10 protein-coding genes are annotated in these 25389 nt (G+C 52.6%); 4 read left to right on the forward strand and 6 right to left on the reverse strand.

The features are described 5' to 3' along the window. Position 1: 1 nt before the first annotated feature. Positions 2-5542 (reverse strand): alpha-2-macroglobulin family protein, encoded by a 5541-nt coding sequence (locus BMY16_RS01450; protein WP_170835964.1) that lies wholly within the window; start codon positions 5540-5542, stop codon positions 2-4. Between the two features lie 95 nt (positions 5543-5637). Between BMY16_RS01450 and BMY16_RS01455 the strand changes: the two genes are divergently transcribed. Together BMY16_RS01455 and BMY16_RS01460 are read left to right on the forward strand one after the other, a co-directional pair. Further along, complete coding sequence (locus BMY16_RS01455) at positions 5638-7722, forward strand: acetate--CoA ligase family protein (RefSeq protein WP_091839071.1); 2085 nt, start codon at positions 5638-5640, stop codon at positions 7720-7722. A 19-nt stretch (positions 7723-7741) separates the two neighbouring features. Next, on the forward strand, positions 7742-8821 hold the full coding sequence (locus tag BMY16_RS01460) for an HAD family hydrolase (RefSeq protein WP_091839074.1): 1080 nt from the start codon (positions 7742-7744) through the stop codon (positions 8819-8821). Between the two features lie 200 nt (positions 8822-9021). Here the strand turns inward: BMY16_RS01460 and BMY16_RS01465 are convergent, their stop codons facing one another. Together BMY16_RS01465 and BMY16_RS01470 are read right to left on the reverse strand one after the other, a co-directional pair. Continuing rightward, positions 9022-10572, reverse strand: coding sequence for a RagB/SusD family nutrient uptake outer membrane protein (locus BMY16_RS01465; protein WP_091839077.1), 1551 nt, complete (start codon positions 10570-10572; stop codon positions 9022-9024). A gap of 23 nt (positions 10573-10595) precedes the next feature. Beyond that, positions 10596-13874: a SusC/RagA family TonB-linked outer membrane protein gene (locus BMY16_RS01470; protein WP_091839081.1), complete on the reverse strand. Its 3279-nt coding sequence runs from the start codon at positions 13872-13874 to the stop codon at positions 10596-10598. A gap of 275 nt (positions 13875-14149) precedes the next feature. Here BMY16_RS01470 and BMY16_RS01475 point away from each other — a divergent pair, with 275 nt between their 5' ends. Both BMY16_RS01475 and clpB read left to right on the forward strand, forming a co-directional pair. Further along, positions 14150-16615, forward strand: a complete 2466-nt coding sequence (locus BMY16_RS01475; RefSeq protein ID WP_091839084.1) for a glycoside hydrolase family 94 protein — start codon at positions 14150-14152, stop codon at positions 16613-16615. A 117-nt stretch (positions 16616-16732) separates the two neighbouring features. Continuing rightward, positions 16733-19240: an ATP-dependent chaperone ClpB gene (clpB, locus tag BMY16_RS01480; RefSeq protein WP_091839086.1), complete on the forward strand. Its 2508-nt coding sequence runs from the start codon at positions 16733-16735 to the stop codon at positions 19238-19240. Between the two features lie 9 nt (positions 19241-19249). On the opposite strand, the gene BMY16_RS01485 is transcribed toward clpB, so the two are convergent. Genes BMY16_RS01485 through BMY16_RS01495 form a run of 3 tightly spaced genes read right to left on the reverse strand, consistent with a single transcriptional unit; the run spans position 19250 to position 25376 of the window. Further along, entirely contained in the window at positions 19250-20752 is a 1503-nt protein-coding gene (locus BMY16_RS01485; RefSeq protein WP_139207089.1) for a M6 family metalloprotease domain-containing protein, read from the reverse strand. Between the two features lie 20 nt (positions 20753-20772). Continuing rightward, positions 20773-22422, reverse strand: a complete 1650-nt coding sequence (locus tag BMY16_RS01490) for a fumarate hydratase (protein WP_091839092.1) — start codon at positions 22420-22422, stop codon at positions 20773-20775. Positions 22423-22472: 50 nt separating this feature from the next. Next, positions 22473-25376: a M16 family metallopeptidase gene (locus BMY16_RS01495; protein ID WP_091839094.1), complete on the reverse strand. Its 2904-nt coding sequence runs from the start codon at positions 25374-25376 to the stop codon at positions 22473-22475. Positions 25377-25389 lie beyond the last annotated feature (13 nt).

A 25389-nucleotide genomic window follows, 5' to 3' on the forward strand; every position in this document is an offset into this window, starting at 1 on the left:
TTCAATCTTCAATCTTCAACGTTTGTGACTTTGTGATGGCACGGAACTCTGGGGCATAGGCACACTCTACGGTACAGGTGCCCGTCTCGTAGGTTCCTGTGCGGTCGATATAATAGACATTCTCTATGACATGCTTACCTTTCGACAGACAGTCGAAGTAATAGTTCGTAGAACAGTCGTGGGGCGCACAATAGGAGCCGTCGTGCCAACCACTGAGCTGACGGACGGGTTCCATGCAGGCAGCACGGCGGTCGATCACCTGTACGAAGTCATAGTCGCTGTCGGCAGTGATGGTGATACGTACACGAATCCGGTCGCCCACTTTGAGCTTTGAGCTTTCAGCATTAAGCTTTGAGCTTTGATCTGCAGCGAGGATCTCGCGCTTCACGGTGATGCCACTGCCAGCATCGGCAATATGCTTCGTTGCCTGAGAGAACTGGGCATAGACAGCCCCCCACGAAGTACCTGTCGAGGTCTTATCGATGGTGAGAGCCTTACTGTCGGCGGGCATCGTGGTCTTCACATAGCCAATGGCTGCGGTGGCCTTGGGCAGTTCGAGGGCCTTACCGTCCACCTTGATGGTGGAGTTCTCGGCATCAAGTCTCAAAGTATTGCCTTGACTCCTTGTCTCCTTGTCTCCTTGTCTCCCTGTCTCCTTGTCTCCTTGTCTCCCCAAGAATGCATACACCGCATTCACGCTGTTGATAGGCGTATCCCAGGCCTGGGTACGTTTCTCCATCAAGAGCCAGCGCTGCATCTCCTCGATGGTCTGCTCATCCTCTGGGGTGAGGCGCTGCAGGGCCTCGATAGCCACGGTCTGGGTGGGAATCTTATAGTCGTACCAGCTATAGCCGGCACGTGGCGTATCGTAATAACGCCCCATCTCCTCACGATAGACGGTATACTCCTTCAACGACTGGACATACTCGAGGGCACGCTTCGGATCAGTCTTGGAGAGGATCACGGCCGTCAGGGCCTTTTCATAGATGCTCTGTCTCTTGATATCCTTCTTCAGCAGGCGCAGCAGATAGTTGTTGGCAGCCTGTACCTTGGCTGGCAGTTCCCTGCCGTCGAGGGTGGTGAGATAGAGCCACTGGAGGGCCTTGAACGAGGGGAACGAGGGCTTATGACCTTCCTTCTCCCATTTCTTCATCTCTTCTACCATCTCCACGATCTCCGAGCCCATGAAGTCGAAGGCACTGGAGAGCATCTGCTCCGTAGAGGCCTGTGTTCCTGTCATATCGTTCAGACGGACCAGCATCTCACTCACGGCCACAGTCATATAGAACGAGCCCGGCATACCTTGCCACCAGGTCCAGGCACCATCACTGAGCTGTAGCTTACGGAGTTTCCCGATAGCCGAGTTCAGACGGTTCTGCATCAGGTTCTCATCGAAGAAGTCTCCCAGCCGCTGGCGCTGTTCGGTCTCACGCTCTGCATCCAACACCCACGGTGTCTCGTTCAGAATCAGGTCCTTCAGTTCCTGGTTCTTCTCGAGTTGAGAGGTGAGCGACTCGCCCGAGGCCTCCTGCTTCCAGAGTCTGAAGGCCACAGCAGCCTGTGGGTTCTGCTGGAGGATATACTGTCCGATGGCGTTGGCATAATACGAGGCAGCCTGTGAGATGGCATTATCGTCAACGGGGTTACCTACGGTGGGCAGTGCCTGTATCATGAGCCATGCGGGATGGTTGGTATACTCAAGGGTGAGCTTGCCATTCTTCCCGTCTTCAGGAATCAGGGCGGCGAGGTCGATGGTGGTCTCTCCCGGCTGGTGCTGGGTGATGGGCACTGCCACCGTGACGCGCTCCGTCGAAGGCAGCAGGGGCAGGTAGTGCTGTTCACCATCAGAGAAGCCCTTTCCGCTGACAGTCATCTGACAGACGAGCAATGGAAGATTGAAGATTGAATATTCTTGCGTCCCGCTGGTAGCAAGCGTCCTTCGGCCGAGCGGAAGATTGAAAGTTACGGGGGTGGTGGAACCTGCAGGGAGGGTAACATCCTGCGTCTGCTCGAGCACCACGGCATTGGTCTCCGGATCGAGGAACCTGACCACGGCCTTACCCGTAAGCGACTGTTCGCCGGTGTTGATGATACGGGCAGAGATGGCACTCTCATCACCCTCACGGATAAAGCGGGGCATGTTGGGCTGTATCATCACATCCTTCTGGGCCACGGTCTCACCGGTGAGTGAACCGTAATACATATCCTTTGTATGGGCAACACCCATGAAGCGCCATGTGGTGAGGCTCTCAGGCAACGTGAACTTCAGGGCCACGGAACCATCCTTCGCCGTCACCAGCTGGGGATAGAAAAAAGCCGTCTCGTTGAGGTTCTCACGCACCTGAACCTGTTCTGCCTTCGACTCCTCTTCAGGGGCCTCGGCCTCTGTCACTTCAGCAACCATCGCGTCGGCAGCCTCTTCGACAACCGCATCTTCCAACATGACGTTACGTGCAGACATCTTGGCCATCGGAGCCGAATCCAAGACTGCACCAGCCCCTAACATAGCACCCCGCGAGAAGCGACGGAAACGACCACTCCTATACGACGGGAAGATCTCATCGTCGAAACGGCTGAACGTCAGATCATCGACAGATGCCGAGCGCCACGACATATAAGCGCTGCCGCTCATGCTGCGCACAGGGACAAAATACCAAGAGCTGTTGGGAAGGGCCACCGACAGAGCGGGCACCAGACTCCAGGAGTGGGCATAGATCTGGTCGAGGCTCTTATCGTAGAGCGTGGCCATCAGCTGGGCGTCGACAGGCTTGCCATCGGCATCCTTGATGGTGAGTGTCCATTCTTCCTGCTGACCAGGTGTCAACCGGTCACGGAAGGTGGTCCACTCCAGCTTCAGACGCTTGTCGGGCAAGGGACGGCGGATAGTAGCCGTGTGGGTATAGCAAAGGCCGTTCTTCACCCACGCAAAGGTGAGCAACAGGCCGTTTTCATAATTCTCATCATACTTCAGCTTGAGGTTAAGCAGTTGGTTGCTCTTGTCGACGGCCCCCTGCTTGATCAGTTTCTTACCGGCAAAGAGGCTGTAGACGATATGCACATCAGCATCGGAAGAGCCTGCCTGCACCGTCACGGGCTTGCCGTCGTTAGGGAACTGGGTGGCCGAGAGCCAGAACCAGTCATGCGTCTCTGTGGCAGGCACCTCGTCATCTGCCGAGAAGAGCACGAACTCACGCTTCGTGGTATCATTCTCGAAGGTGGCCTCCAGCACATGCTTTCCAGAAGCGAGTTTCTGCATCACGATAGGACTGTTGGTCTTGACTTTCTGCCACGCTCCCTCATCTATGCGGTATTTCACCTCGGCGTCGAGGTCCTTGCCGGCAGCATTGAGCAGATGGATGGTGGCCTTGGGCTGGTCTTCCTTCAGGATCTTCTCTGCCAGGTCGATGCTCAGGGCCTGTTTACGATTGCCCAGAGGCAGCGAGAGTTCACCGCTATGGGTCTCACCCGCCGTATCAGTAACATCAGCCGTCACCACAAAGTGGTAGAACATCGGATAGCTGGTCTCGGGCATCTGCAAAGGCATGGTCACGTCAAACGTTCCGTCATCGCCCGTGGTTGCCTCACCCTGAAACACCTCATCGCCCTGATTACGATAGTTCAGCGAGGTGGAATCCCAGTAACTGCTGTAGCTCCACCACCAGAAGGCTGTACGGCGCACCACCTTATAGCTGACCTTCGCCCCCTGTACTGGTACGCCGGCATAGCTCATGGCCGTACCCTTTACTGTCAGGGTGTCGCCAGCGGCATACAACTGTTTCACTTCGGGGAAGTCGACATGGAACGTCGGACGCTTATACTCCTCCACACGGAAACCGTAGCTCTGGTTCCCCACTTGGAGGGTAAACCGTCCCGTCAGTCCTGTAGAGGGCAGGGTGAAATCGGCAGCAGCCGTACCATAGGCATCCGTCACGGCCTGCTGCTCCTTGATCACCTTATAGTTGGCATCGCGCAGGACAAAGGTCAACGGGGCCTCGCTCCTGACAGAATGCTTGAAACCCTGGATCACATTATAGAGAATGGCCGAGGCATGAACGGTCTGACCCGGACGATAGATGGCGCGGTCGGTATAGATACAGGTGCGCTGCTCCAAACCACGGTCGCCATAGTAAGTGTAGCGGAAGGTGCCGGAAAGGGGCGGACAGGCCTGATCGTCGGGGGTATAGGCAAAAGCCTCCATACGGTGGTCGGCATCCTTGGCATGATAGATATACTCACCCTTGGCGTCGGTCACGGCATCGTGTTCAAAAAAGTTTTTGTAGCCTAACTGCTCCTTGATGTGCAGCTGAGCGTTGGCGATGGGCTGGCCTGTAGTGGCACTCACCACCACAAAGCGCATGGCCTCGTTTGCCGGCTGGGGCTCGGCAATGGTGTAGACATCGGTCACAAAATACAGGCTGCGAATCACCTCCGTGGCAGGAAGGCTCTTAAACTCCACCATATACACACCCATGGGGAGACCATCCAACTGGAGGGTATCCTTAAACATCTCATAAGGGGCCTTACCCGTATAGGCATGCTCCTGCTGAAGCACCACCTCTCCCAAGAGGGGTTTGATCTTCCTATAGCCTTCCGGATAGTTGGGCGAGATGTCGATATCTCCCTTGGCATTCACCCGATACACCTTCATCGAGAGCGACGAGAGGTTACGCAACTCATCCAGCCTCACCTCCTGCGACTGCTGTGGAAGGGCCACCTTCCGGTCAAAACCTACCCGATATTGGGGATTGGTCATGTCGGCCTCGGCATTGGCCAGGATGGCCATACGTTTCCATGAGCGCCAGCGCTTCTGGGCTTCCTGCAGCCACGCCAGTTTGTCGCCCATGGGTATCTCGTCATTATACCTGATCCGGTGATAGCGCACGATGGCCAGCTCACCCGCCTCAGGCAGGTCGCCATATTCGGCTATCAGCGAGTCGATCTCGGCAATCGGACTGAAGCCATAGACCTCGGAGGCCGTGATGCAGGCCGCCCTCCGGTTGCCGGCCTTCACGTAGAAGTCATGGAGGTTCCGGTAGTCGGAGAGTTCATAGCCGATGACATGCAGGAGGTCGTGGTCGAAGATGGCGGCATCGGCTCCCTTGATCACGAGCGGGCTGTAAGCCTCATCCTTGATCTTAGAGAGTTTCGCGCAGAGGCCGTCGGTCAGCTTCGGCCGCTCGATATTCATCTCCAGCTCAGCATTGCCCGAAGACACCTTATAGAGTACGGTCTGCCACACCAGCCTCAACACCTCGTCCTTCGTGCCGAGCCAGTGCTGCTGCATCTGGTCCATGGCGGGCTTCAACGAGTCGGGGGCTATCTCTGCCATCACCTGGGCAGCCTGCAGTTCAGCCTTCAACAGCTGTCCGTAGGCTTTCTCCTTCGTGGCCTTCTTCACAATCTTCTGAAGCACCTCATACTCCGTCTTGGGCAGATCTTTCTTTTCTGCCTCTTCCACCTGATTCCAGAGTGACTTATACGTTTGTCCGAATAGAAATATAGGCATGACCAATGCAATTATAAGAATAATACTTTTCTTCATATCCAAGCCCATTAATTTGGTTTATGCGTACAAAGGTAGAAAAAATTTCTCAATATTGCTTGGAAATTAGGCATTTTTATATTATCTTTGCACCTATGATTAACCAACAGCTATTAAAACCCGCGAGCATCGTCGTCATCGGCGGCTCCAACAACGTACATAAGCCGGGTGGCTCTATCGTACGCAATATCATCAACGGTGGTTTCGGTGGTGACCTGTACATCGTAAACCCCAAGGAAGACCTAGTACAGGGCATCAAGGCGTTTCACGACGTGAAGGATATCCCCCAGACAGAGTTGGCCGTGCTGGTGGTGGCAGCGAAGTTCTGCCCCGACTATGTGGACTATCTCTGCAAGGAGAAAGGAGTGCGAGCCTTCGTCATCATCTCTGCCGGATTCGGAGAAGAGACCAAGGCTGGTGCCGCCCTCGAACAGCGTATCCTCGACACGTGTGAACAATACGGGGCAGCCCTGATAGGACCCAATTGCATCGGACTGCTGAACCGCCACCACCACAGCGTCTTCACCCTGCCCATCCCCAACCTCAATCCGCAGGGTGTCGACTTCATCTCTGGCTCCGGTGCCACGGCGGTGTTCATTCTCGAGAGTGCCGTCATCAAAGGCCTCCAGTTCAACAGCGTGTGGTCGATAGGCAACGGTAAGCAGATAGGTATCGAGGATGTGCTGCAGTATATGGACGAGCACTTCAATGCCGAGACCGACTCGAAGGTCAAGCTGCTCTATATCGAAAACATCGCCAACCCCGACAAGCTGCTCTACCACGCCTGCAACCTCATCCGCAAGGGTTGTCGCATCGCTGCCATCAAGGCGGGCTCATCGGAGAGCGGCTCCCGTGCCGCCTCATCCCATACGGGTGCCATCGCCTCCAGCGACTCTGCCGTCGAGGCCCTCTTCCGTAAAGCAGGCATCGTGCGCTGCTTCAGCCGTGAAGAGCTCACCACCGTGGGCTGTATCTTCACCCTGCCCCCTCTGAAGGGCAAGAACTTTGCCATCGTCACCCATGCTGGCGGCCCTGGTGTGATGCTCACGGATGCCCTGTCAAAAGGCGGACTCAACGTACCCAGGATTGAAGGGCCTGCTGCCGAAGAGCTGAAGACCAAGCTCTTCGCAGGCTCCTCCGTAGCCAACCCCATCGACTTCCTGGCCACAGGAACAGCTGAGCAGCTGGGCACCGTGATTGACTACTGCGAAAACAAGTTCGACTATATCGATGCCATTGCCGTCATCTACGGCACCCCTGGCCTCACCCAACTCTATGAGGCCTACGATGTGCTCGACCAGAAGATCCGCGCTTGCAAGAAGCCCATCTTCCCCGTACTGCCCAGCCTGCACACGGCAGGTCCTGAGGTCGAGGAGTTCCTGAAGAAAGGCCATGTCAACTTCAGCGACGAGGTGACGCTGGCCACGGCCCTTTCGCAGGTGATGAGCACCCCACCCCCTGCCCCGTCGGAGGTACAGCTCTATGGCACCGACATCTCCATGCTTCATAAGATTATCTATCGTGAGACCAACCGATTGAAATTCGAGGGTCTTCAGAGCGGCTACCTCGCTCCCGACGTTGTCAGGGAGATACTCTCCTGTGCCGGCATCCCCTTGGTGCCCGAGCTGGTGAGCTTCTCGAAAGAAGAGCTCACGGCCTTTGCCGAGCGTGTGGGCTATCCCGTTGTAGCCAAGGTGGTAGGTCCGGTCCATAAAAGTGATGTGGGCGGTGTGGCCCTCAACATCCGCACCCCCGAGCACCTTGCCCTCGAATACGACCGTATGATGCAGATCGAGGGCGCTACCGGGGTGATGGTCCAGAAGATGCTCAAGGGCACCGAACTCTTTATCGGTGCGAAATACGAAGAGCGCTTCGGTCATGTGGTGCTCTGTGGTCTGGGTGGCATCTTCGTCGAGGTACTGAAGGATGTATCGTCAGGCCTGGCTCCCTTGAGCTATGGCGAAGCCTACTCCATGATCCACTCGCTGCGTGGCTATAAGATATTAAAAGGTACGCGCGGGCAGAAGGGCATCAACGAACAGAAGTTTGCCGAGATCATTGTGCGCCTCTCCACCCTACTCCGCTTTGCCACCGAGATCAAGGAGATGGATATCAATCCGCTCCTTGCCAACGAGAACGACATCGTGGCCGTCGATGCCCGCATACGGATTGAAAGGTAAATTCTAATAGTTAGTAAATATGAGAAGATTAAGATTTCAATGGATGTTTGCCGCCATCCTCATTTTCAGCGGCATGAGTGTGGTCACATCGTGCAACAAGGATGAAGAAAGTAAAGTCGTCAAGCAGCAACAGGTGCAGTTCACGCTGTGGAACAACTGCGAGGCGCTGACTGCCCTGCAAGACTATGTGAAGGACGTGACAAACCCGAATTCTCCCAACTTTATCAAGGAGGAAGACCGCATCGCCACATTCGATATGGACGGTACGTTCGTCGGTGAACTCTACCCGTCGTATTTCGAGTACAATCTGCTGGAATACCGCGTACTGGACGATGCTTCGTATAAAGGCAAAGCACCTGATGACGTGAAGGAGGCAGCCCAGGACATCAGGGATTTTGTCAGGAACGGCAAGAAGCTGCCCGACCATTTCGACATGAAGCATGCCTATGCTGCGGCCAAGGCCTATGAAGGCATGACGCTCAAAGAGTTTGATAACTACGTGAAGGCGTATGCGGCCAAGTCGGCCAACGGCTTCCGGGGCATGACCTACGGCCAGAGTTTCTTCAAGCCCATGCTGGAGGTGTTTGATTACCTGAAGGCCAACGGCTTCACCTATTACGTTGTGTCAGGCTCCGACCGTTTCATCTGCCGTGCGCTGGTGGAAGCCATCGGCATCCCTGCCAACCGCGTCATCGGCATGGATGTTAAGCTGCGCTCTGGCGGTCAGGGTCTCGAGGCTGGTGTCAACTACACGATGAGCAAGTCGGAAGACATCATCCGTACGAGTGAGCTGATCATCAAGAACCTGAAGACCAACAAGGTGCTGCAGATTTCGCAGGAGATTGGCAAGGTGCCTGTGCTCTCGTTTGGCAATAGCGGTGGTGACTGTGCCATGCACAACTACGCCCTGAGTAGTCCGCACAAGTCGGCTGCCTTTATGCTCATTGCCGATGATGACACCCGCGACCATGCCAACCGCGAAAAAGCCCTCACGCTCGAACAGCAGTGGCGCGACTCGGGATATTTTGTCATCTCGATGAAGAATGACTTTAAGACCATCTACGGCGATGGCGTAGAGAAAACAGATTTCACCTTTTAGACCCTACCTGAAACTACCTAGTTCGTGCATCGTTTAGATAGTCCTTTCCCAGAGTTTCTACCACGGTGACGGCTTTTGCCATTTTTAATGAAATCTCTCAGAAAGAATATTTTTGATTAACCTGAGCGCTCGAGATAAAAAAAAGACCTCCCCCGCGATGACTTGGCGGGAGAGGTCTTTATATATGGATTGGATGACTATTAGTTGATCAAGTCATTATAGTCAGACTCCTTCTCAGGAATAGCCCATGTCCAGTTGTTACCGTCCTCAGGCTTGATGGTAACAGCGAAAGAGGTGTGGAAGTTACCACCGTCCTTGATACTCTTACGAACGATGGTGTCGCCCCAACGCTTGTAGTCGAACCAGTCGTTACCCTCGCCCCAGAGGTCGAAGCGACGATAGAGCTTCACCTCGGTCAGCAGGGCGTCACCCGTCTTGGTGCTCTTCTCGTAGGCAGCGTCGAACTTCGAAGTCACATCGTAGAGCAGCTGCTGAGCCTCAGCGTCCTTGCCCAGATGGCAGTCGGCCTCAGCCTCAGTGTAATACATCTCGGCAGCACGGATGATGGGGAATGAACCACCACCAGGCATGAATTCTGCCATGAGCTTGTACTGCTGGTAAGCATAGACCAGAGAGGTGCTGTAAAGACGATCGCCATACTCCTGGAAAGCACGCTTATAGAGTTTACCAGTGCTACGGCCGGCTGAGTTACACTCTGCCCACTCCTCATCCGTAGGAACGAGATAGAGCCAGCGGCGAGTGTCGGTCTCAGGAATCTGATCGATGAGCTCCTTGCTGATGGCTACAGGGTAAGTGCGGCATGCACTGGCACTTGAGTTAGAACCGATGTAAGCAAAGAAACCATAATAATACAGAGTCTGCTCTGAGCCTTCATATACACCCCAGATCCACTCATCGTTATACTTATTGAAACCAGACTTATACTGTGATTCCGACATCAGCGGATGACCTTCACGGGCCAGGGCAGCATAGTTGGCAGCCGTCTGCCAGTCCTCTCGCGTGAGGGCTGCTTTGGCATAGATGGCATAAGCTACGTCGAGAGCGGGTAGATAGAACTCTGGAGCACCAATTTTACTATTGTTACCACGTTTCATACCACTCTGCTTGAAAAGGCTGATAGCCTCGTCGAGATCCTTATAGATCTGAGCGTAGGTCTCTGCCAGGGTTGAGAGGGCGAGGTCGCCTGTGCTCTGGTCGAGACGGAGGGCGATACCTGGCGTGTTACCCTGGGTATCCTTCCAACGGAAGCTGTAGAGCTGAGACAGGCGGAAGAAAGAGTAAGCACGGAAGGTGAGTGCCTGAGCCTTCAGGAAAGCCTTTTCAGCATCGGTACCCTCGGCATTGTCGATGTTACAGATGATACCATTGGCATTACCCACCAGCTTGTAGTAGTAGAACCAAGGGTAGTACAGATAGATACTGCTCTTACGCAGGTGATAGGTAGAGTTCCACAGAGCAGCCCAACCCGTCTGGTTACACTTCTGACCATCGTTACCGGTGAAGGTGCCATACCAGTTCAGGATAGAACCCTCACCATTCAGACCCTGAGTACTCAGATACTGGTTCGTCATGGCCTTGCAGATACCATTGATTGATAGGGCTGCATTGCCAGTAGTACCCAGCACAGTAGAGGTACCCATCTTATCCTCAGGAGCAGTCTCCAGATAATCGCTCCCGCAGGATGTCAGACCCAGCAGGGCGAAGCTAATTAAATAAATATATTTCTTCATAATGATATTCCTTATTAATGTGATTAGAACTTAACATTGAGACCTACGGTGAATACACGAGGTGTTACAAACGTGTTAGACTGTGTACCGTTGTAGTTCTCCTGCGGGTTCATACCCTTGCGGGCTGTCAACGAGAAGAGGTTCTCACAAGCAATCGTCACTGCCACTGCATCGAGGTCGATCTTACGAACCAGGTTCTTGGGCAGCTCATAGCTCAGGTTGAGGTTCTTCAGAATCAGGTATCGTGCGCTGGTGAGCCAACGAGAAGAGGTAGCGTTCAGGTCGGCCTCGACTGCTGTGCCAGGAATGGTCGGCGCACTGTTCAGCTGAGGAACACCGTTTCTGTCAATGGCATCCGTACCAGAAGCCTGTTCAACAGTCCAACTCTTGGCAGCGTCCTTGTGCAGAGAGTAAGGAGTACCAGAGGCACTCATCAATGAAGAATAAGTAGAGTCCATGACCTTACCACCCAGTTGATAGGTGAACAGGCTGTAGAGGCTCAGGCCCTTCCAGCTGACAGTGAAGTGGAAACCACCATAAGCGCTAGGAATGGCAGATCCGTGGAACTCACGCTTACCATAGCTGGTAATGTAGGAGTAGGGCGTGCCATCAATCACGACCAGCGTGTTCAGGTTATCACCCGTAATCTCAGTTCCTTCTGTGTTACCAAAGGTCTTTCCGTCCTTGGTAAAGAAGTAGTCCTCATCGTTGAACTTATAGAGAGAGAAACCATTGGCGGTGTTGACACCTTCCCATGTGTAGGTGAAGAACTCATAGCGGCTCTTGCCTTCCACAATCTTCTTGGTACCGTCGATGATACCGTCCTTGTTCTGCTCAGGCAGCTTCACCACCTCGTTCTTCAGGATGGTAATGTCGGCACCGACGTTGATGCGCCAGTCTTTGTTCTTAAACACATCGATGTCGGCAGAGATCTCGACACCCTTGTTAGAGATGGTACCCAGATTCTGCGTAATGGTCGACTCTGCGTCAGAGGTGCTGGTAGCACCGGCTGACAATGGATTGTAAACCTTGAAGAGCAGGTCCTTGTTACGCTTGTCGAAGTACTCAATGCTGAAGTTCAGCTTATTGAACAGACGACCGTCGAGACCAATACCCCATGACTGACCAGTCTCCCACTTCAGGTCAAAGTTCTGCAGCTGATCAATCCAAAGAGCGCCCAACTTAGCATTCTGCGTAGTGTTATACAGAGCCATATAGCCATAGCGACCTGAACCAGCATCGTTACCTACCTCACCGTAGTCGGCACGGAGCTTCAGGTAGTTCACCCAGTCGACTTTCTTCATGAAGGCCTCGTTGGAGATCACCCAGTTGGCACCAATGCTCCAGAAGTTACCCCAGCGGGCATCCTTTTGGAAACGTGAAGAACCGTCGCGACGGAAGCTGGCCTCCACATTGTAGCGGCTGTCATAACCATAGCGCACACGTCCCAGATATGACTCGGTACGATAGGTATCGTTGTAATCATAAACATCTGTCATCTCAGTGAAATTGTTCAGGTTGTTGATACCAGGAACCACTTCAGCAGTCTTATAAGCATACATGTAATTACGCTGCCAGCTGTAATTCTCATGACCAATCAAAGCGTCAACAGAATGTACACCGAACTCATGGTTCCAGTGCAACTGCTGTTGGAAGGTCCAGTCCTTATAGCGATAATCCTCGCGTTTGCCACGTCCTTCATTTCCCTTACCATCACCAATCACAGCTGAATCATAGCTGCTCTCTTCAGAATGGCGGGTGTTCAGGTTGGCCTTCAAGGTGAAGGTGAAGTTGTAAGGCAGGATGAAGTCTGCGTAAGCAATGGCGTTCATCGTATTACGGATGGTCTTATCCTTGTTCAACTCGCTCTCCCACATGAGGTGACGGTCAACGAACTGGTTACGGGTGTTCACGACCTGTCCATTCGCATCGATATATGAACCACCATCGTACTGCTTGTTACCGAACTCGTCGAGGATATACTGACCAGTGTTCACATCGTGCAGGTGTACGGGATAGATAGGCGCAATGTTACGACAATACATCCAAGGATTGGCGTATGCATTTGTACCAGTGCTATAACGTGTGTCGAAGGTCTGGTGTGTAGCATTGACGTTCAAACCGGCCTTGAACCACTTTGTGGGCTGTACGTTCACGGCAGCACGACCAGAAAGACGGTCGAAGCCTGAGGTCTTGATGTAACCATTCTCGTTCAGATAACCTACAGAGAACAGGTAGTCGGCCTTATCGGTAGCACCGTTGGCGCTCAGGTTGTACTCCTCACGGAATCCGTGGTGAATAGCCTGGTCGAACCAGTCGAGATCCTCACCATAGGTACCCTTCATGGCTGTAGTTGTCAGCTTACCGTCAGAGGTAAACAGGGCATCGTCAGCAGCCTGATAGATGTTCAGATACAGACGGTCTGCAATCAGGTTCTTAGAAGCGTAGGCGGCAGCTGTAGCAGCATCGTCGCCAGCAGCCATACGGTTGTTCTTCATGTTCATCCACTGAGCCTCCATCCACTGGTTGGCGCCCATCACGTCGTACTCGGGAATACCACGGCTGAAGGTACCCAGCTTCACGTCGAGGTTGATGTTCAGCTTACCCTGCTTGCCCTTCTTGGTGGTGATCAGGATCACACCGTTAGAAGCACGGTTACCATACAGAGCTGCAGAGGCAGCATCCTTCAGCACTGACATCGACTCGATATCCTGCGGGTTCAAGTCACTGATGTTACCGCCAAATGGCACACCGTCAATGACATAGAGGGGAGAAGAAGAACCGTTTACAGTACCGATACCACGGATACGGATATCAGGATCCTGTCCTGGAGCACCATAAGTGCTATTCACCTGAACACCGGTCACCGTACCTTCCAGAGCACTGGCTACTGAAGAGGTGGGACGGAGCAGGATCTCATCGCTCTTCACTTCCTGGATAGCACCAGTCAGCGAAGTCTTCTTCTGTGTACCATAGGCAACCACCACCACCTCATCGAGACTGTTGGCATCGTTGCGGAGCTGGATGCGGAGAGGTTTGCTAGAGACAGCAATCTCCAGGGGCTCCATACCTACATACGTAATCTTCAACGTGGTCTTCCCTGCAGGAACCTCCAGGGTAAACTGTCCATTCATGTCGGTAATGGTACCAATGTTGGTTGCACCTACCACCTGGATGCTTGCGCCGATAATCGGCTCATTGTCCTCGTAGGTCACAACGGTACCTTTCACCGTCGTCTGTGCCAGTGCGATTCCGATAAACAGAAACAGACTGGCGAGAGTCATACTGAGTCTTTTCATCATAAAATAGTTTATAACAATTAATTAATAGTTGAATCCTATCTCACATATCGTAATTAGTCATCGGTAATATTACGACGGCAAAGGTATACAAAAGTTTTCTAAAAAACAAATAAAATAATAAAAAATTAGCAATTTGCGTCATTATTTAAGTATAATTCAAGTAAAAGTTTAGAAAGAAATCGATTTTTCTTGGCTATTTCAGAATATAATTGTACCTTTGCAAAGCAAAAGATTCATAACTGGAGAATATCACAAAATAAAACAATCATAACATTATGGAACAGCAGAAACGTTACGGTCATTTCGACGACCAGCACCGCGAGTATGTCATCACAGACCCGCAGACCCCATGGCCTTGGATTAACTATTTAGGCAACGAGGATTTCTTCTCACTCATCTCCAACACTGCCGGCGGCTATAGCTTCTATAAGGATGCCAAGTTCCGTCGTATCACCCGCTATCGCTACAACAATGTGCCGATGGATAATGGCGGACGGTATTTTTATATTGTAGACAAGGAGACAGGGAGTCAGGGAGACAAGACAATAGTCTGGAATCCTGGTTGGAAGCCCTGCAAGACACCGCTCGACTTCTATGAGTGCCGTCATGGCATGAGCTATACCCGCATCACAGGCCGTAAGAACGGGGTCGAGGCCTCAGTTCTTTTCTTCGTGCCTCTGAAGAAGTGGTGCGAGGTGCAGAAGCTGACGCTGAAGAACGATTCTGCCGAGACCAAGACGCTGAAGCTCTTCTCGTTTGAGGAGTGGTGCCTCTGGAATGCCGCCACCGACATGGAGAATTTCCAGCGTAATTTCTCTACCGGTGAGGTGGAGATTGAGGGTAGCACCATCTATCACAAGACCGAATATCGTGAGCGTCGTAACCACTATGCGTTCTATCATGTGAATACAGAGATCCAGGGCTTCGATACCGACCGTGAGACCTTCGTAGGTCTCTACAATGAGTTTGCCAATCCCGATGCTGTCATGGAGGGCAAGCCCCGTAATTCTCATGCCCATGGCTGGAGCCCGATTGCCTCACATTATATCGAGGTGACCCTGAAGCCCGGCGAGAGTAAGGACTTCGTGTTCCTGTTGGGTTATATCGAAAACGAGCAAGACAAGAAATTTGAGGCTCCTCAGGTGATTAATAAGCAGAAGGCCAAGGCCCTCATCGCCGAGCTCGACACCACGGAGAAGGTGGATAAGGCTTTTGCCGAACTCTGTGAGTACTGGGATGCCCTGCTTAATATATATAAGGTACGCACAGGCAACGACAAGCTCGACCGCATGGTGAATATCTGGAACCAGTACCAGTGTATGGTCACCTTTAACTTCTCCCGCAGTGCAAGTTTCTTCGAGAGTGGTGTCGGTCGTGGCATGGGCTTCCGCGATTCCAATCAGGACCTCGTGGGCTTCGTCCATCAGATTCCTCCCCGTGCCCGTCAGCGCATCATCGACATCGCTTCCACCCAGTTCCCCGATGGTGGCTGCTACCATCAGTACCAGCCCCTGACCAAGCGTGGTAACAACGATATCGGTGGTGGCTTCAACGATGATCCCTGCTGGCTCATCTTCGGTACCGTGGCTTATATCAAGGAGACGGGCGATTTTTCAATTCTCGACGAGATGGTGCCCTTCGACAATCAGCCGGGCTCTGAGGTCACCCTCTTCGAGCACCTCAAGATCTCGATGGACCACGTCATCAAGAACCTTGGTCCTCACATGTTGCCGCTCATTGGCCGTGCCGACTGGAACGACTGTCTGAACCTGAACTGCTTCTCTTGGGATCCCAACGAGAGCTTCCAGACCACGGAGAACGTCTCTGAGGGCACCAAGGCCGAATCACTGATGATTGCCGGTCTGTTCGTGGTAACTGGCAAAGATTATGTGGCTCTCTGCAAGAAACTTGGCAAGACCGAGGAAGCAGAGCGTATGCAGAAGGCTGTCGATGCGATGATCGAGGCTGTGAAGAAACATGGCTGGGACGGTGAGTGGTATCTCCGTGCCTACGACTTCTATGGCCGTAAGATCGGTTCTAACGAGTGCGAAGAAGCCAAGATCTTCATCGAGAGTCAGGGCTGGTGTACGATGGCAGAGATTGGTGCCGAGGACGGCATGGTGGCCAAGAGCCTCGACTCCTGCAAGAAGTACCTCGAGTGCGAACATGGTATGGTGCTCAACAATCCTGCCTTCTCGAAGTATATCTACGAATATGGCGAGATCTCCTCTTATCCCGAGGGCTACAAGGAGAACGCCGGTATCTTCTGCCACAACAATCCTTGGGTCATCATCGGCGAGTGCTTGGCAGGTCGTGGTAACGATGCCTGGAGCCACTACGCTAAGATTCTGCCCTCTTACGTGGAGGAGAAATACCAGACGCTGCACAAGGTAGAGCCTTACGTGAACTGCCAGATGGTAGCAGGTAAGGATGCCTTCAAGCCTGGCGAGGGTAAGAACTCATGGCTCACGGGTACGGCCGCTTGGATGTGGTACACCGTCAGCGAGTTCATCCTCGGCATCAAGCCCGACTACGACGGCATCCGTATCGATCCTTGTCTCCCAGAGACAGCCACCGACTACACCGTCAACCGTAAGTTCCGCGACGCTGAGTACGAGATCACCATCCATCCCAACGGCGCTCAGAAGGGTGTGAAATCCATCACCCTCGACGGCCAGAAGGTTGATGGCACCGTCATCCCCTACTCCGCTGGCAAGCACACCGTAGAGGTTACGATGTAGGACGGTTTCTAAACCAACGACAAAATGGCGGAACTTTCCGCCATTTTGTCGTATATAGCCCTAACGGCACAGAGTTTGAGCCTCCGTTTTTAGAATAAAATATAGGAGGATCAAATTATGACATTAGACAAATTTACAATCAAAGCACAGGAGGCTGTTCAGGAGGCAGTGAATACGGCCCAGTTGAATGGCCAGCAGGTCATCGAACCTGTACATATACTCAAAGGAGTATTGGAGAAGGCGAAGGACGTGACAACCTTCATCTTCCAGAAACTCGGCGTGAACGCCCAGCAGATCGACATGCTCATCACCCAGGAGATCCAGCATCTGCCGAGGGTGCAGGGTGGACAGCCGTATCTCTCAAGTGATAGTAATAATGTACTCGTACGTGCACAGGAGACAGCCCAGAAGATGGGCGATGAGTTTGTGTCGGTGGAGCCGATCCTGTTGGCCCTGCTGAACGTGAACTCCACCGCCTCACGCATCATGAAGGATGCCGGCTGTACGGAGAAGGATATGCTGAAGGCTATCCAGGAACTGCGACAGGGACAGAAGGTGCAATCCCAGAGTGCTGACGATAATTATCAGTCGCTGGAGAAGTTTGCCAAGAACCTCGTAGACCTCGCCCGTCAGGGTAAACTCGACCCTGTGATAGGTCGTGACGATGAGATTCGCCGTGTGCTGCAGATTCTCTCGCGCCGTACGAAGAACAACCCGATTCTGATTGGTGAACCTGGTACGGGTAAGACCGCCATCGTGGAGGGTCTGGCAGGCCGTATCGTGCGTGGTGATGTGCCGGAGAACCTGAAGGACAAACAGCTCTACTCCCTCGACATGGGTGCCCTGGTGGCTGGCGCAAAGTACAAGGGTGAGTTTGAGGAGCGCCTGAAGAGCGTCATCAACGAGGTAACCAAGAGTGAGGGCCGCATCATCCTCTTCATCGATGAGATCCACACGCTGGTGGGTGCCGGCGGTGGCGAGGGTGCCATGGATGCCGCCAACATCCTGAAACCGGCCCTGGCCCGTGGTGAACTGCGTGCCATCGGTGCCACCACCCTGAATGAGTATCAGAAGTATTTCGAGAAGGATAAGGCCCTTGAGCGTCGATTCCAGACGGTGATGGTGGATGAGCCCGATGAACTCTCGGCCATCTCTATCCTGCGTGGTCTGAAGGAGCGCTACGAGAACCACCATAAGGTACGTATCCAGGATGATGCCTGTATCGCTGCCGTCCAACTCTCTGAGCGTTATATCTCCGAACGGTTCCTGCCGGATAAAGCCATCGACCTGATGGACGAGGCTGCCGCCAAACTGCGTATGGAGCGTGACTCCGTGCCTGAGGAACTCGATGAGATCACCCGTCGTTTGGCTCAGCTCGAGATCGAGCGTGAGGCCATCAAGCGCGAGGGCGATGAAGCCAAGATTGCCCAACTCGATAAGGATATCGCCGAACTGAAGGAACAGGAGACCCAGTTCCGTGCCAAGTGGGAAGGTGAGCGCCAGCTGGTGAACAAGATCCAGCAGGATAAGCAGGAGATGGAGAACCTGAAGTTTGAGGCCGAGCGTGCAGAGCGTGAGGGTGACTATGGTAAGGTGGCCGAGATCCGTTACTCAAAGCTCAAGGCACTCGAAGATGATATCAAGGCCATCCAGCAGCAACTGGCAAACGCCCAGAACGGTGATTCGCTGGTTCGTGAGGAGGTGACTGCCGATGATATCGCGGAAGTGGTCAGCCGCTGGACAGGCATTCCTGTGACCCGTATGATGCAGAGTGAGCGAGAAAAACTGCTCCATCTGGAGGAGGAACTGCATAAGCGTGTGATTGGTCAGGAGGAGGCCATCACAGCCGTCTCTGATGCCGTGCGCCGTTCAAGGGCAGGCTTGCAGGATCCCAAGCGACCCATCGCCTCGTTCATCTTCCTCGGCACCACAGGTGTCGGTAAGACCGAATTGGCCAAGACCCTGGCCGACTACCTCTTCAATGATGAGACGATGATGACGCGTATCGATATGAGTGAGTATCAGGAGAAGTACAGCGTCTCCCGTCTGATTGGTGCCCCTCCAGGATACGTAGGTTACGATGAGGGTGGACAACTCACTGAGGCTGTACGCCGTAAGCCCTACTCTGTGGTGCTGTTCGATGAAATAGAGAAAGCCCACCCCGATGTGTTCAACATCCTGTTGCAGGTGCTCGATGATGGACGGTTGACCGACAACAAGGGTCGTACGGCCAACTTCAAGAACACCATCATCATCATGACCTCGAACGCCACGCGTGAACAGCTTCGTGCCACCATGCGCCCCGAGTTCCTGAACCGTATCGATGAGATTATCACCTTCACCCCGTTGACGAAGGAACAGATTGCCGACGTGGTTCGTCTGCAGATGAAGAAGGTGACGGATATGCTGGAGCCGCAGGGCATCCGTCTGGAGTGTACACCTCAGGCTATCAACTATCTGGCTGAGGAAGGCTACGATCCTGACTTTGGTGCCCGTCCTGTCAAACGTGCCATCCAGCAGTTCGTGCTCAACGACCTGTCGAAGAAGCTCCTGGCCGATGAGGTGGATCGCACGAAGCCAATCATCATCGATGAGTTTGGAGATGGGCTGGTATTCAGAAATTAAGAAGGTGGCTTAGAAAGCCACCTTCTTATTTCCATGAATGAACACGCCCTTTCCCGTTGGTTTACCTGACAGCTTTCGCCCCTGGAGATCGTACCAAGGGGCGTCATCAACATCTGCCTGCACATGATGGATGCCCGAGGCCTCCTTCATAAAATCGAAGGAGATGGTGCCATCGCTGGCCATCTGGATATTGGTGATGGGTTTCGACATCAGCTTCAGACCATCGGTATTAGCTGTGAAGAGTGTCGCAGCCGGATTGGAGTCGTTGGTAAGACTCGCGTTAATCACCAGTGTCTCAGGATTGGTGTAAGGATATGCCGATGTGCTCAGATACTTATTGTGCAGATGTCCCTCATCAGCCCACTTACTATCATCTTTACCATCGTTTGTAGGATCCCAGAAACGATAGTCCTTACCATCGGCATGGAAAAGACTGTAACGATAATGGGTGTCGGAGATGTTCAGATTATTTTCCTTCCATTCGACATAATCGTAATCCACATGGAAGATCAGCAAGCCATTGCCCGGACAGCCGATATCCCACCCCTTCTGTTGGCGATTCTCTAAAAGGTAATACTCATCGCGATTCGCAGGATTACGGATGATATAAGTATCCCCACCATCACTCAGAGGCTTCATGGCGGTAACAGTAGTGGCCGATGTCAGTTCAATAGGATCACCCCACTTGAGCATCATCTTCTCCATCGTAGAGAGGTTGGGTGGGCACCAGCCATAATTCGTATAGTTGCCACCGTCCATCAAGTCCCACTCATCTACCGCAGAAAAAGCTGTGGCAGAGCCCATAGGATAAACATCAGGTAGCCCCAAGGCATGAAAGAGTTCATGGAGGATGGTGCCGATACCGCATGAGGTGTCGTTCTTCCACAACTCACAGGTAATAGACGCTACCGTTGCGTTGACACCTCCAGGCAATTCCATTCCAAAGGTCCAGCCCGTATTAGGCCAGGTATAGCCTTTGTTTAGATTACCAGTATAGCCCGCAATGATGAAAAGCACCTGATCGACTTCGCCATCACCATCCCAGTCGTAGATAGAGAAATCGGTTGTCTCTGTCTCACACAACTTCTTAACAGCTTCACTCTTAATACCTTCACCATAATAATAACTACCATGTCCTCCAGCTTTAAGAGAATCAAGTTTCACTGGTCCATAGATATCAAACTTGATATTGAGGCGCCCTTCAGACTGGTCGCGAATATAGTCGGCCGCACAACCTAACCCCACGCCTTCGTTATAGCCTTTCTCGTTGAGAATGCGATGGTAGTAGTTCACTGGATCAGCCATCGAGAAGTCGGCATCACTACAGGCGACAAGTATGACAGGCTGGCGATAGGTTTTCTGAGGATCGAACGTCTTCACTTCAGGAACACTATACCGTGGTTGTTGACGAGTGCCTGCCTGTTCGGAAGGAGGGAAGCAAGAAAGACGCTGAGCGCTAGCTGTTATCACAGCCAGCGTCAGCATCAAACCTATCGTAAAAAGCCTTTTCACCTTTTTACTTTTTTACCTTTTTACTTTTTCACTGGGCACCAGGGCTTCAGTGTCTTGAAGAAGTCATTACCCTTGTCGTCCACGAGGATGAAGGCGGGGAAGTCCTCTACCTCAATCTTCCATACAGCCTCCATACCGAGCTCAGGATACTCTACGCACTCAATGCTCTTGATAGAGCTCTGTGAGAGCACAGCAGCCACACCACCGATAGTACCGAGGTAGAAACCGCCATGCTTCTTACAAGCCTCTGTCACCACGTCAGAGCGGTTACCCTTGGCAATCATCACGAGGGATGCACCGTTAGCCTGGAACTCATCCACATAGGGATCCATACGGTTGGCGGTGGTGGGACCCATCGAACCACAAGGATAGCCCTCTGGTGTCTTGGCAGGTCCGGCATACAGCACAGGATACTTCTTGAAGTAGTCGGGCATACCCTCACCAGCATCCAGACGGGCCTTCAGCTTAGCGTGAGCAATATCACGAGCCACAATGATGGTACCCTTCAGGTTCACACGAGTAGAGACAGGATACTTGCTCAGCTCCTTGCGTACGGCATCGATGCCCTCGTTCAGGTCGATCTCGATACCCTTGCCACCTTCACCCGGCTTGCGCAGCTCCTCAGGGATCAGCTCTGTGGGGTTGCTGTCCATCTTCTCGAGCCAGATACCGTCAGCATTGATCTTAGCCTTGATATTTCTATCTGCAGAGCAACTGACGCCCATACCAATCGGACAAGAGGCACCATGACGAGGCAGACGAACCACGCGGATATCGTGAGCCAGGTACTTACCACCAAACTGAGCACCCAGACCAATCTTCTGAGCCTCCTTGATGAGCTTCTGCTCGAGATCAACATCACGGAAAGCACGACCGGTCTCATCACCGGTTGTAGGCAGACCGTCGTAGTACTTGATCGAAGCCAGCTTCACGGTGAGCAGGTTCTTCTCAGCCGATGTGCCACCAATCACGAAGGCGATGTGGTATGGAGGACAAGCTGCAGTACCCAGACTCTTCATCTTCTCTACCAGGAACGGGATGAGCGTACCCTCGTTCTGGATGGTAGCCTTGGTCATGGGATAGAAGTAGGTCTTATTGGCCGAGCCACCACCCTTAGCCACCATCACAAACTTATACTCAGCACCCCCTGTTGCCTCGATATCAATCTGGGCAGGCAGGTTGCAACGGGTGTTCACCTCGTCATACATGTTCAGAGGTGCATTCTGAGAGTAGCGCAGGTTGTCCTGGGTAAAGGTGTTGAACACGCCCAGACTCAACGCCTCCTCATCCTCAAAACCGGTCCAGATCTGCTGTCCCTTCTCACCGTGGATGATGGCAGTACCCGTATCCTGACAGAAAGGCAGGATACCCTTGGCAGCCACCTCGGCATTGCGCAGGAACTGCAGGGCCACGTACTTATCATTCTCAGAGGCCTCAGGATCGGTCAGGATCTTAGCCACCTGTTCGTTGTGCTCCCTACGCAGCATGAACTCCACATCGTGGAAAGCCTGCTGGGCCAAAAGGGTCAGGGCCTCCTTAGAGACCTTCACGATTGTCTTACCTTCAAACTCTGACGTTGTCACGCCTTCCTTACTCAACAGACGATACTCTGTCTTGTCCTCGCCCACCTGAAACATCGGGGCATACTTAAATTCTACTGTCTTAGCCATAAACGTATTTGTTTAATAATATTCAATTTTCAATCTTCAATCTTCAATCTTCAATATCCAAACACTTCTTCTGTTGTGAGTCGGCGGATGGGGCCGATCTTCTCCAAGGCCTTCATATCCAACTCCTTCTCATCACCGAGAATCAGGTAGCGGAGGGGCTTCCCTGCCATGTTCGCCTTCTCGAAATCAACCATATCCTTCAACTGAACGGTCTTCAGGTCCTCATAGATCTTCTTGTTCAGGTCGAAGTCGAGGCCCAAATCCTTCATCGCGTGCCAATGGTTGATGATGCCCATCTTCGTGGTACGCAGGCTGGCCAACTGCTTGGTGAGTCCCTCCTTGGCAATCTGGAAAGCCGTCTCACTGGCGGGCATCTCATCCGTAATCTTTTTGAAGTGGTTGATGCAGTCCATCATCTTATCGTTCTGGGTGATGATATGGGTATAGAAACTCTCCTTCTCACCCACTCTGCCAGCACGGCTATAATAAGCCGAAGCATTATAGGCGAGGCCACGGGCCTCACGCATCTCCTGGAACACGATACCATTCATGCCCCCACCGAAATATTCATTGAATACAGCCTGAACAGCAGCCTCATCGATATGCCAATCACGATTCTCATTATGGTATGCGCGCATGTAGATATTCTTAGCATCGAAAGGTGCAATCCAAACCTCATTCTGCTGGGCCACCTGCTTCTCGTAATGCTTGTTCTGAGGTACAGCCTGAAGCTGTTTGGCGGTCTGGTGGGTCTTATTGATGATGGCAGTCAGTTCTTTCACATCCATCGGACCATAGTAGTTCACGCTGTGCTCATAGGTACTGAGGTTCTTGATCAGATCCACAAACACCTGGGGCTGGGTTTCTTTCAGCTCCTGCTCACTCACGAGGTCGCGATAGGCATTACGCGGTCCCATGATACCATACTGACAGAGGAATGCGTAATAGAAACGCTGGTCTTTCTTATCATCCTCACGCTCCTTCAGGATACGCTTGACGAGCGTCTCGTAGGCTTTCTGATCCACCTGGGCATGGTTCAACACCTCCTCCAACAAAGCCAGGGCAGGCTGCATATTCTCGTTCAGACCACTCAGGTTGACGGTGATGACATTCTCCCCGACATTTGTATAGAAACTACAAGCCAGCTCATAGAACTTCTGCTGGATCTCAGCAGCCGACAGCTTGTCAGTACCCAGGAAATCCAGATACTCTGTAGACACGTCATAACGCTTGTCTGCACTCTGGCCAAACTCATAACGGAACGTCAACTGGAACAGTCCGTTCTCTTCATTCTTCACATAATACAGCGGCAGACCTTTTTTGACCTCAGTCTTGGTCATATCCTTCTGGAAATCCACAAACTTCGGCTGGATAGGCTCCACCTTGGCGTTCTGGATATCCTTCACAAACTGACTCATCATATCACGATTGGCAGGAATCGGCGTGATGGCGGGCTTGTCGATCTTCTTCTGTGTAGAGTCGATGCCCTGCTTCTTATACACCACCACATAGCCATCGGTAAAGAAGTGGTTGGCGAAGTCGACAATCTCCTGCTTCGTGATTTTAGAGATACGGTCGATGCTCTCCACCTCCTGTTTCCATTCCACCTCATTGATAAAGGCTTGTACAAACATATTGGCCCGTCCGCGGTTACTCTCCAGCAACTGGTAGTGGCTGCGCTTCTTATTATTGATGATGCTGGGCAGCAGGTTGTCGGGGAAGTCACCCTTCTTCAACTTGTCAATCTCAGCAAGCATCAAGGTTTTCACCTCATCGAGGCTCTGTCCCTGCTTCGGCGTACCCAGCAGGAAGAATGCCCCATGATCGTGCAGCAGTTCAGAGCCACCCACAGCGCGCATCACCTTCATGGTCTGGTTCAGGTCCAGGTCGAAGAGACCTGCACGCCCATTGCTCAGCACATCTTCCATCAGATTAAGGGTATCAGCCTGAAGGGTATTAGCCTGTTTGGCGCGCCATCCCATCCAGATCTGCTCAGCCTCCTGTCCTACGATCGTGGTATCCTGAGGCTGGTTCAGTGGAGGCAGCGCAGCAAAGGTGGGCTGCTTCACGTCTGCACCGGGTTTCCAGCCACTAAAATACTTCTCGATGATGGCAATGGTCTTGTCAGGGTCAAAGTCACCTGCCATACAGATGGCCACATTGTTGGGGCGATACCACTTATTGAAATAGTTCTTGATATTCGTGATCGAGGGGTTCTTCAGATGCTCCTGCGTACCGATGGTGGTCTGTGTGCCATAGGGATGGTTAGGCCAGAGCATCTTCGAGATGGTGTAGAACAGCTTGCGCTGGTCTTGCGACAGACCGATGTTATACTCCTCGTACACAGCCTCCAGTTCGGTGTGGAAGCCACGGATCACCATGTTCTGGAACCTGTCACTCTGGATCTTGGCCCAGTTCTCGATCTCGTTCGAGGGGATATCCTCCGTATAACAGGTCACATCGTTCGAAGTATAGGCATTCGTTCCCTCAGCACCGATGGCAGCCATCAGTTTGTCATACTCATTGGGAATGAAATACTGGGCAGCCACCTGCGAGACAGAGTCAATCTCGTGGTAAGCCTGCTTACGCGCCTGTGGATCGGTCAGTTTACGATAAGCCTCGTAGCGCTGTTCAATCTCAGCCAGCAACGGAGCCTCTGCCTCGGGGTTATTCGTACCAAACTGTTTCGTACCCTTAAACATCAGGTGCTCCAGATAGTGAGCCAGTCCTGTGGTCTCTGCAGGATCGTTCTTCGAACCGGTCCTCACCGCAATAAAGGTCTGGATCCTCGGTTTCTCCGGATTGACCGACAAATACACCTTCAACCCATTCTCCAGTGTATAGATGCGCGTCTGCATCTTATCCCCCGGCACTGTGACATAGTCACGTGCCGTTAAAGGTGAAAAGGTAAAAAGGTAAAAAAGTAAAACAGACAAATACTTCATATTCTTCATTTTGTTTCTATTT

Source organism: Prevotella sp. ne3005, from assembly GCF_900110085.1.
Classification (GTDB): Bacteria; Bacteroidota; Bacteroidia; order Bacteroidales; family Bacteroidaceae; genus Prevotella.

Excerpts from the sequence above, each read along its gene's own strand:
- BMY16_RS01450 (WP_170835964.1), bottom strand. The coding sequence starts at position 5,542 with ATGAAGAAAAGTATTATTCTTATAATTGCATTGGTCATGCCTATATTT.
- BMY16_RS01455 (WP_091839071.1), top strand. The coding sequence starts at position 5,638 with ATGATTAACCAACAGCTATTAAAACCCGCGAGCATCGTCGTCATCGGC.
- BMY16_RS01460 (WP_091839074.1), top strand. The coding sequence starts at position 7,742 with ATGAGAAGATTAAGATTTCAATGGATGTTTGCCGCCATCCTCATTTTC.
- BMY16_RS01465 (WP_091839077.1), bottom strand. The coding sequence starts at position 10,572 with ATGAAGAAATATATTTATTTAATTAGCTTCGCCCTGCTGGGTCTGACA.
- BMY16_RS01470 (WP_091839081.1), bottom strand. The coding sequence starts at position 13,874 with ATGATGAAAAGACTCAGTATGACTCTCGCCAGTCTGTTTCTGTTTATC.
- BMY16_RS01475 (WP_091839084.1), top strand. The coding sequence starts at position 14,150 with ATGGAACAGCAGAAACGTTACGGTCATTTCGACGACCAGCACCGCGAG.
- clpB (WP_091839086.1), top strand. The coding sequence starts at position 16,733 with ATGACATTAGACAAATTTACAATCAAAGCACAGGAGGCTGTTCAGGAG.
- BMY16_RS01490 (WP_091839092.1), bottom strand. The coding sequence starts at position 22,422 with ATGGCTAAGACAGTAGAATTTAAGTATGCCCCGATGTTTCAGGTGGGC.
- BMY16_RS01495 (WP_091839094.1), bottom strand. The coding sequence starts at position 25,376 with ATGAAGAATATGAAGTATTTGTCTGTTTTACTTTTTTACCTTTTTACC.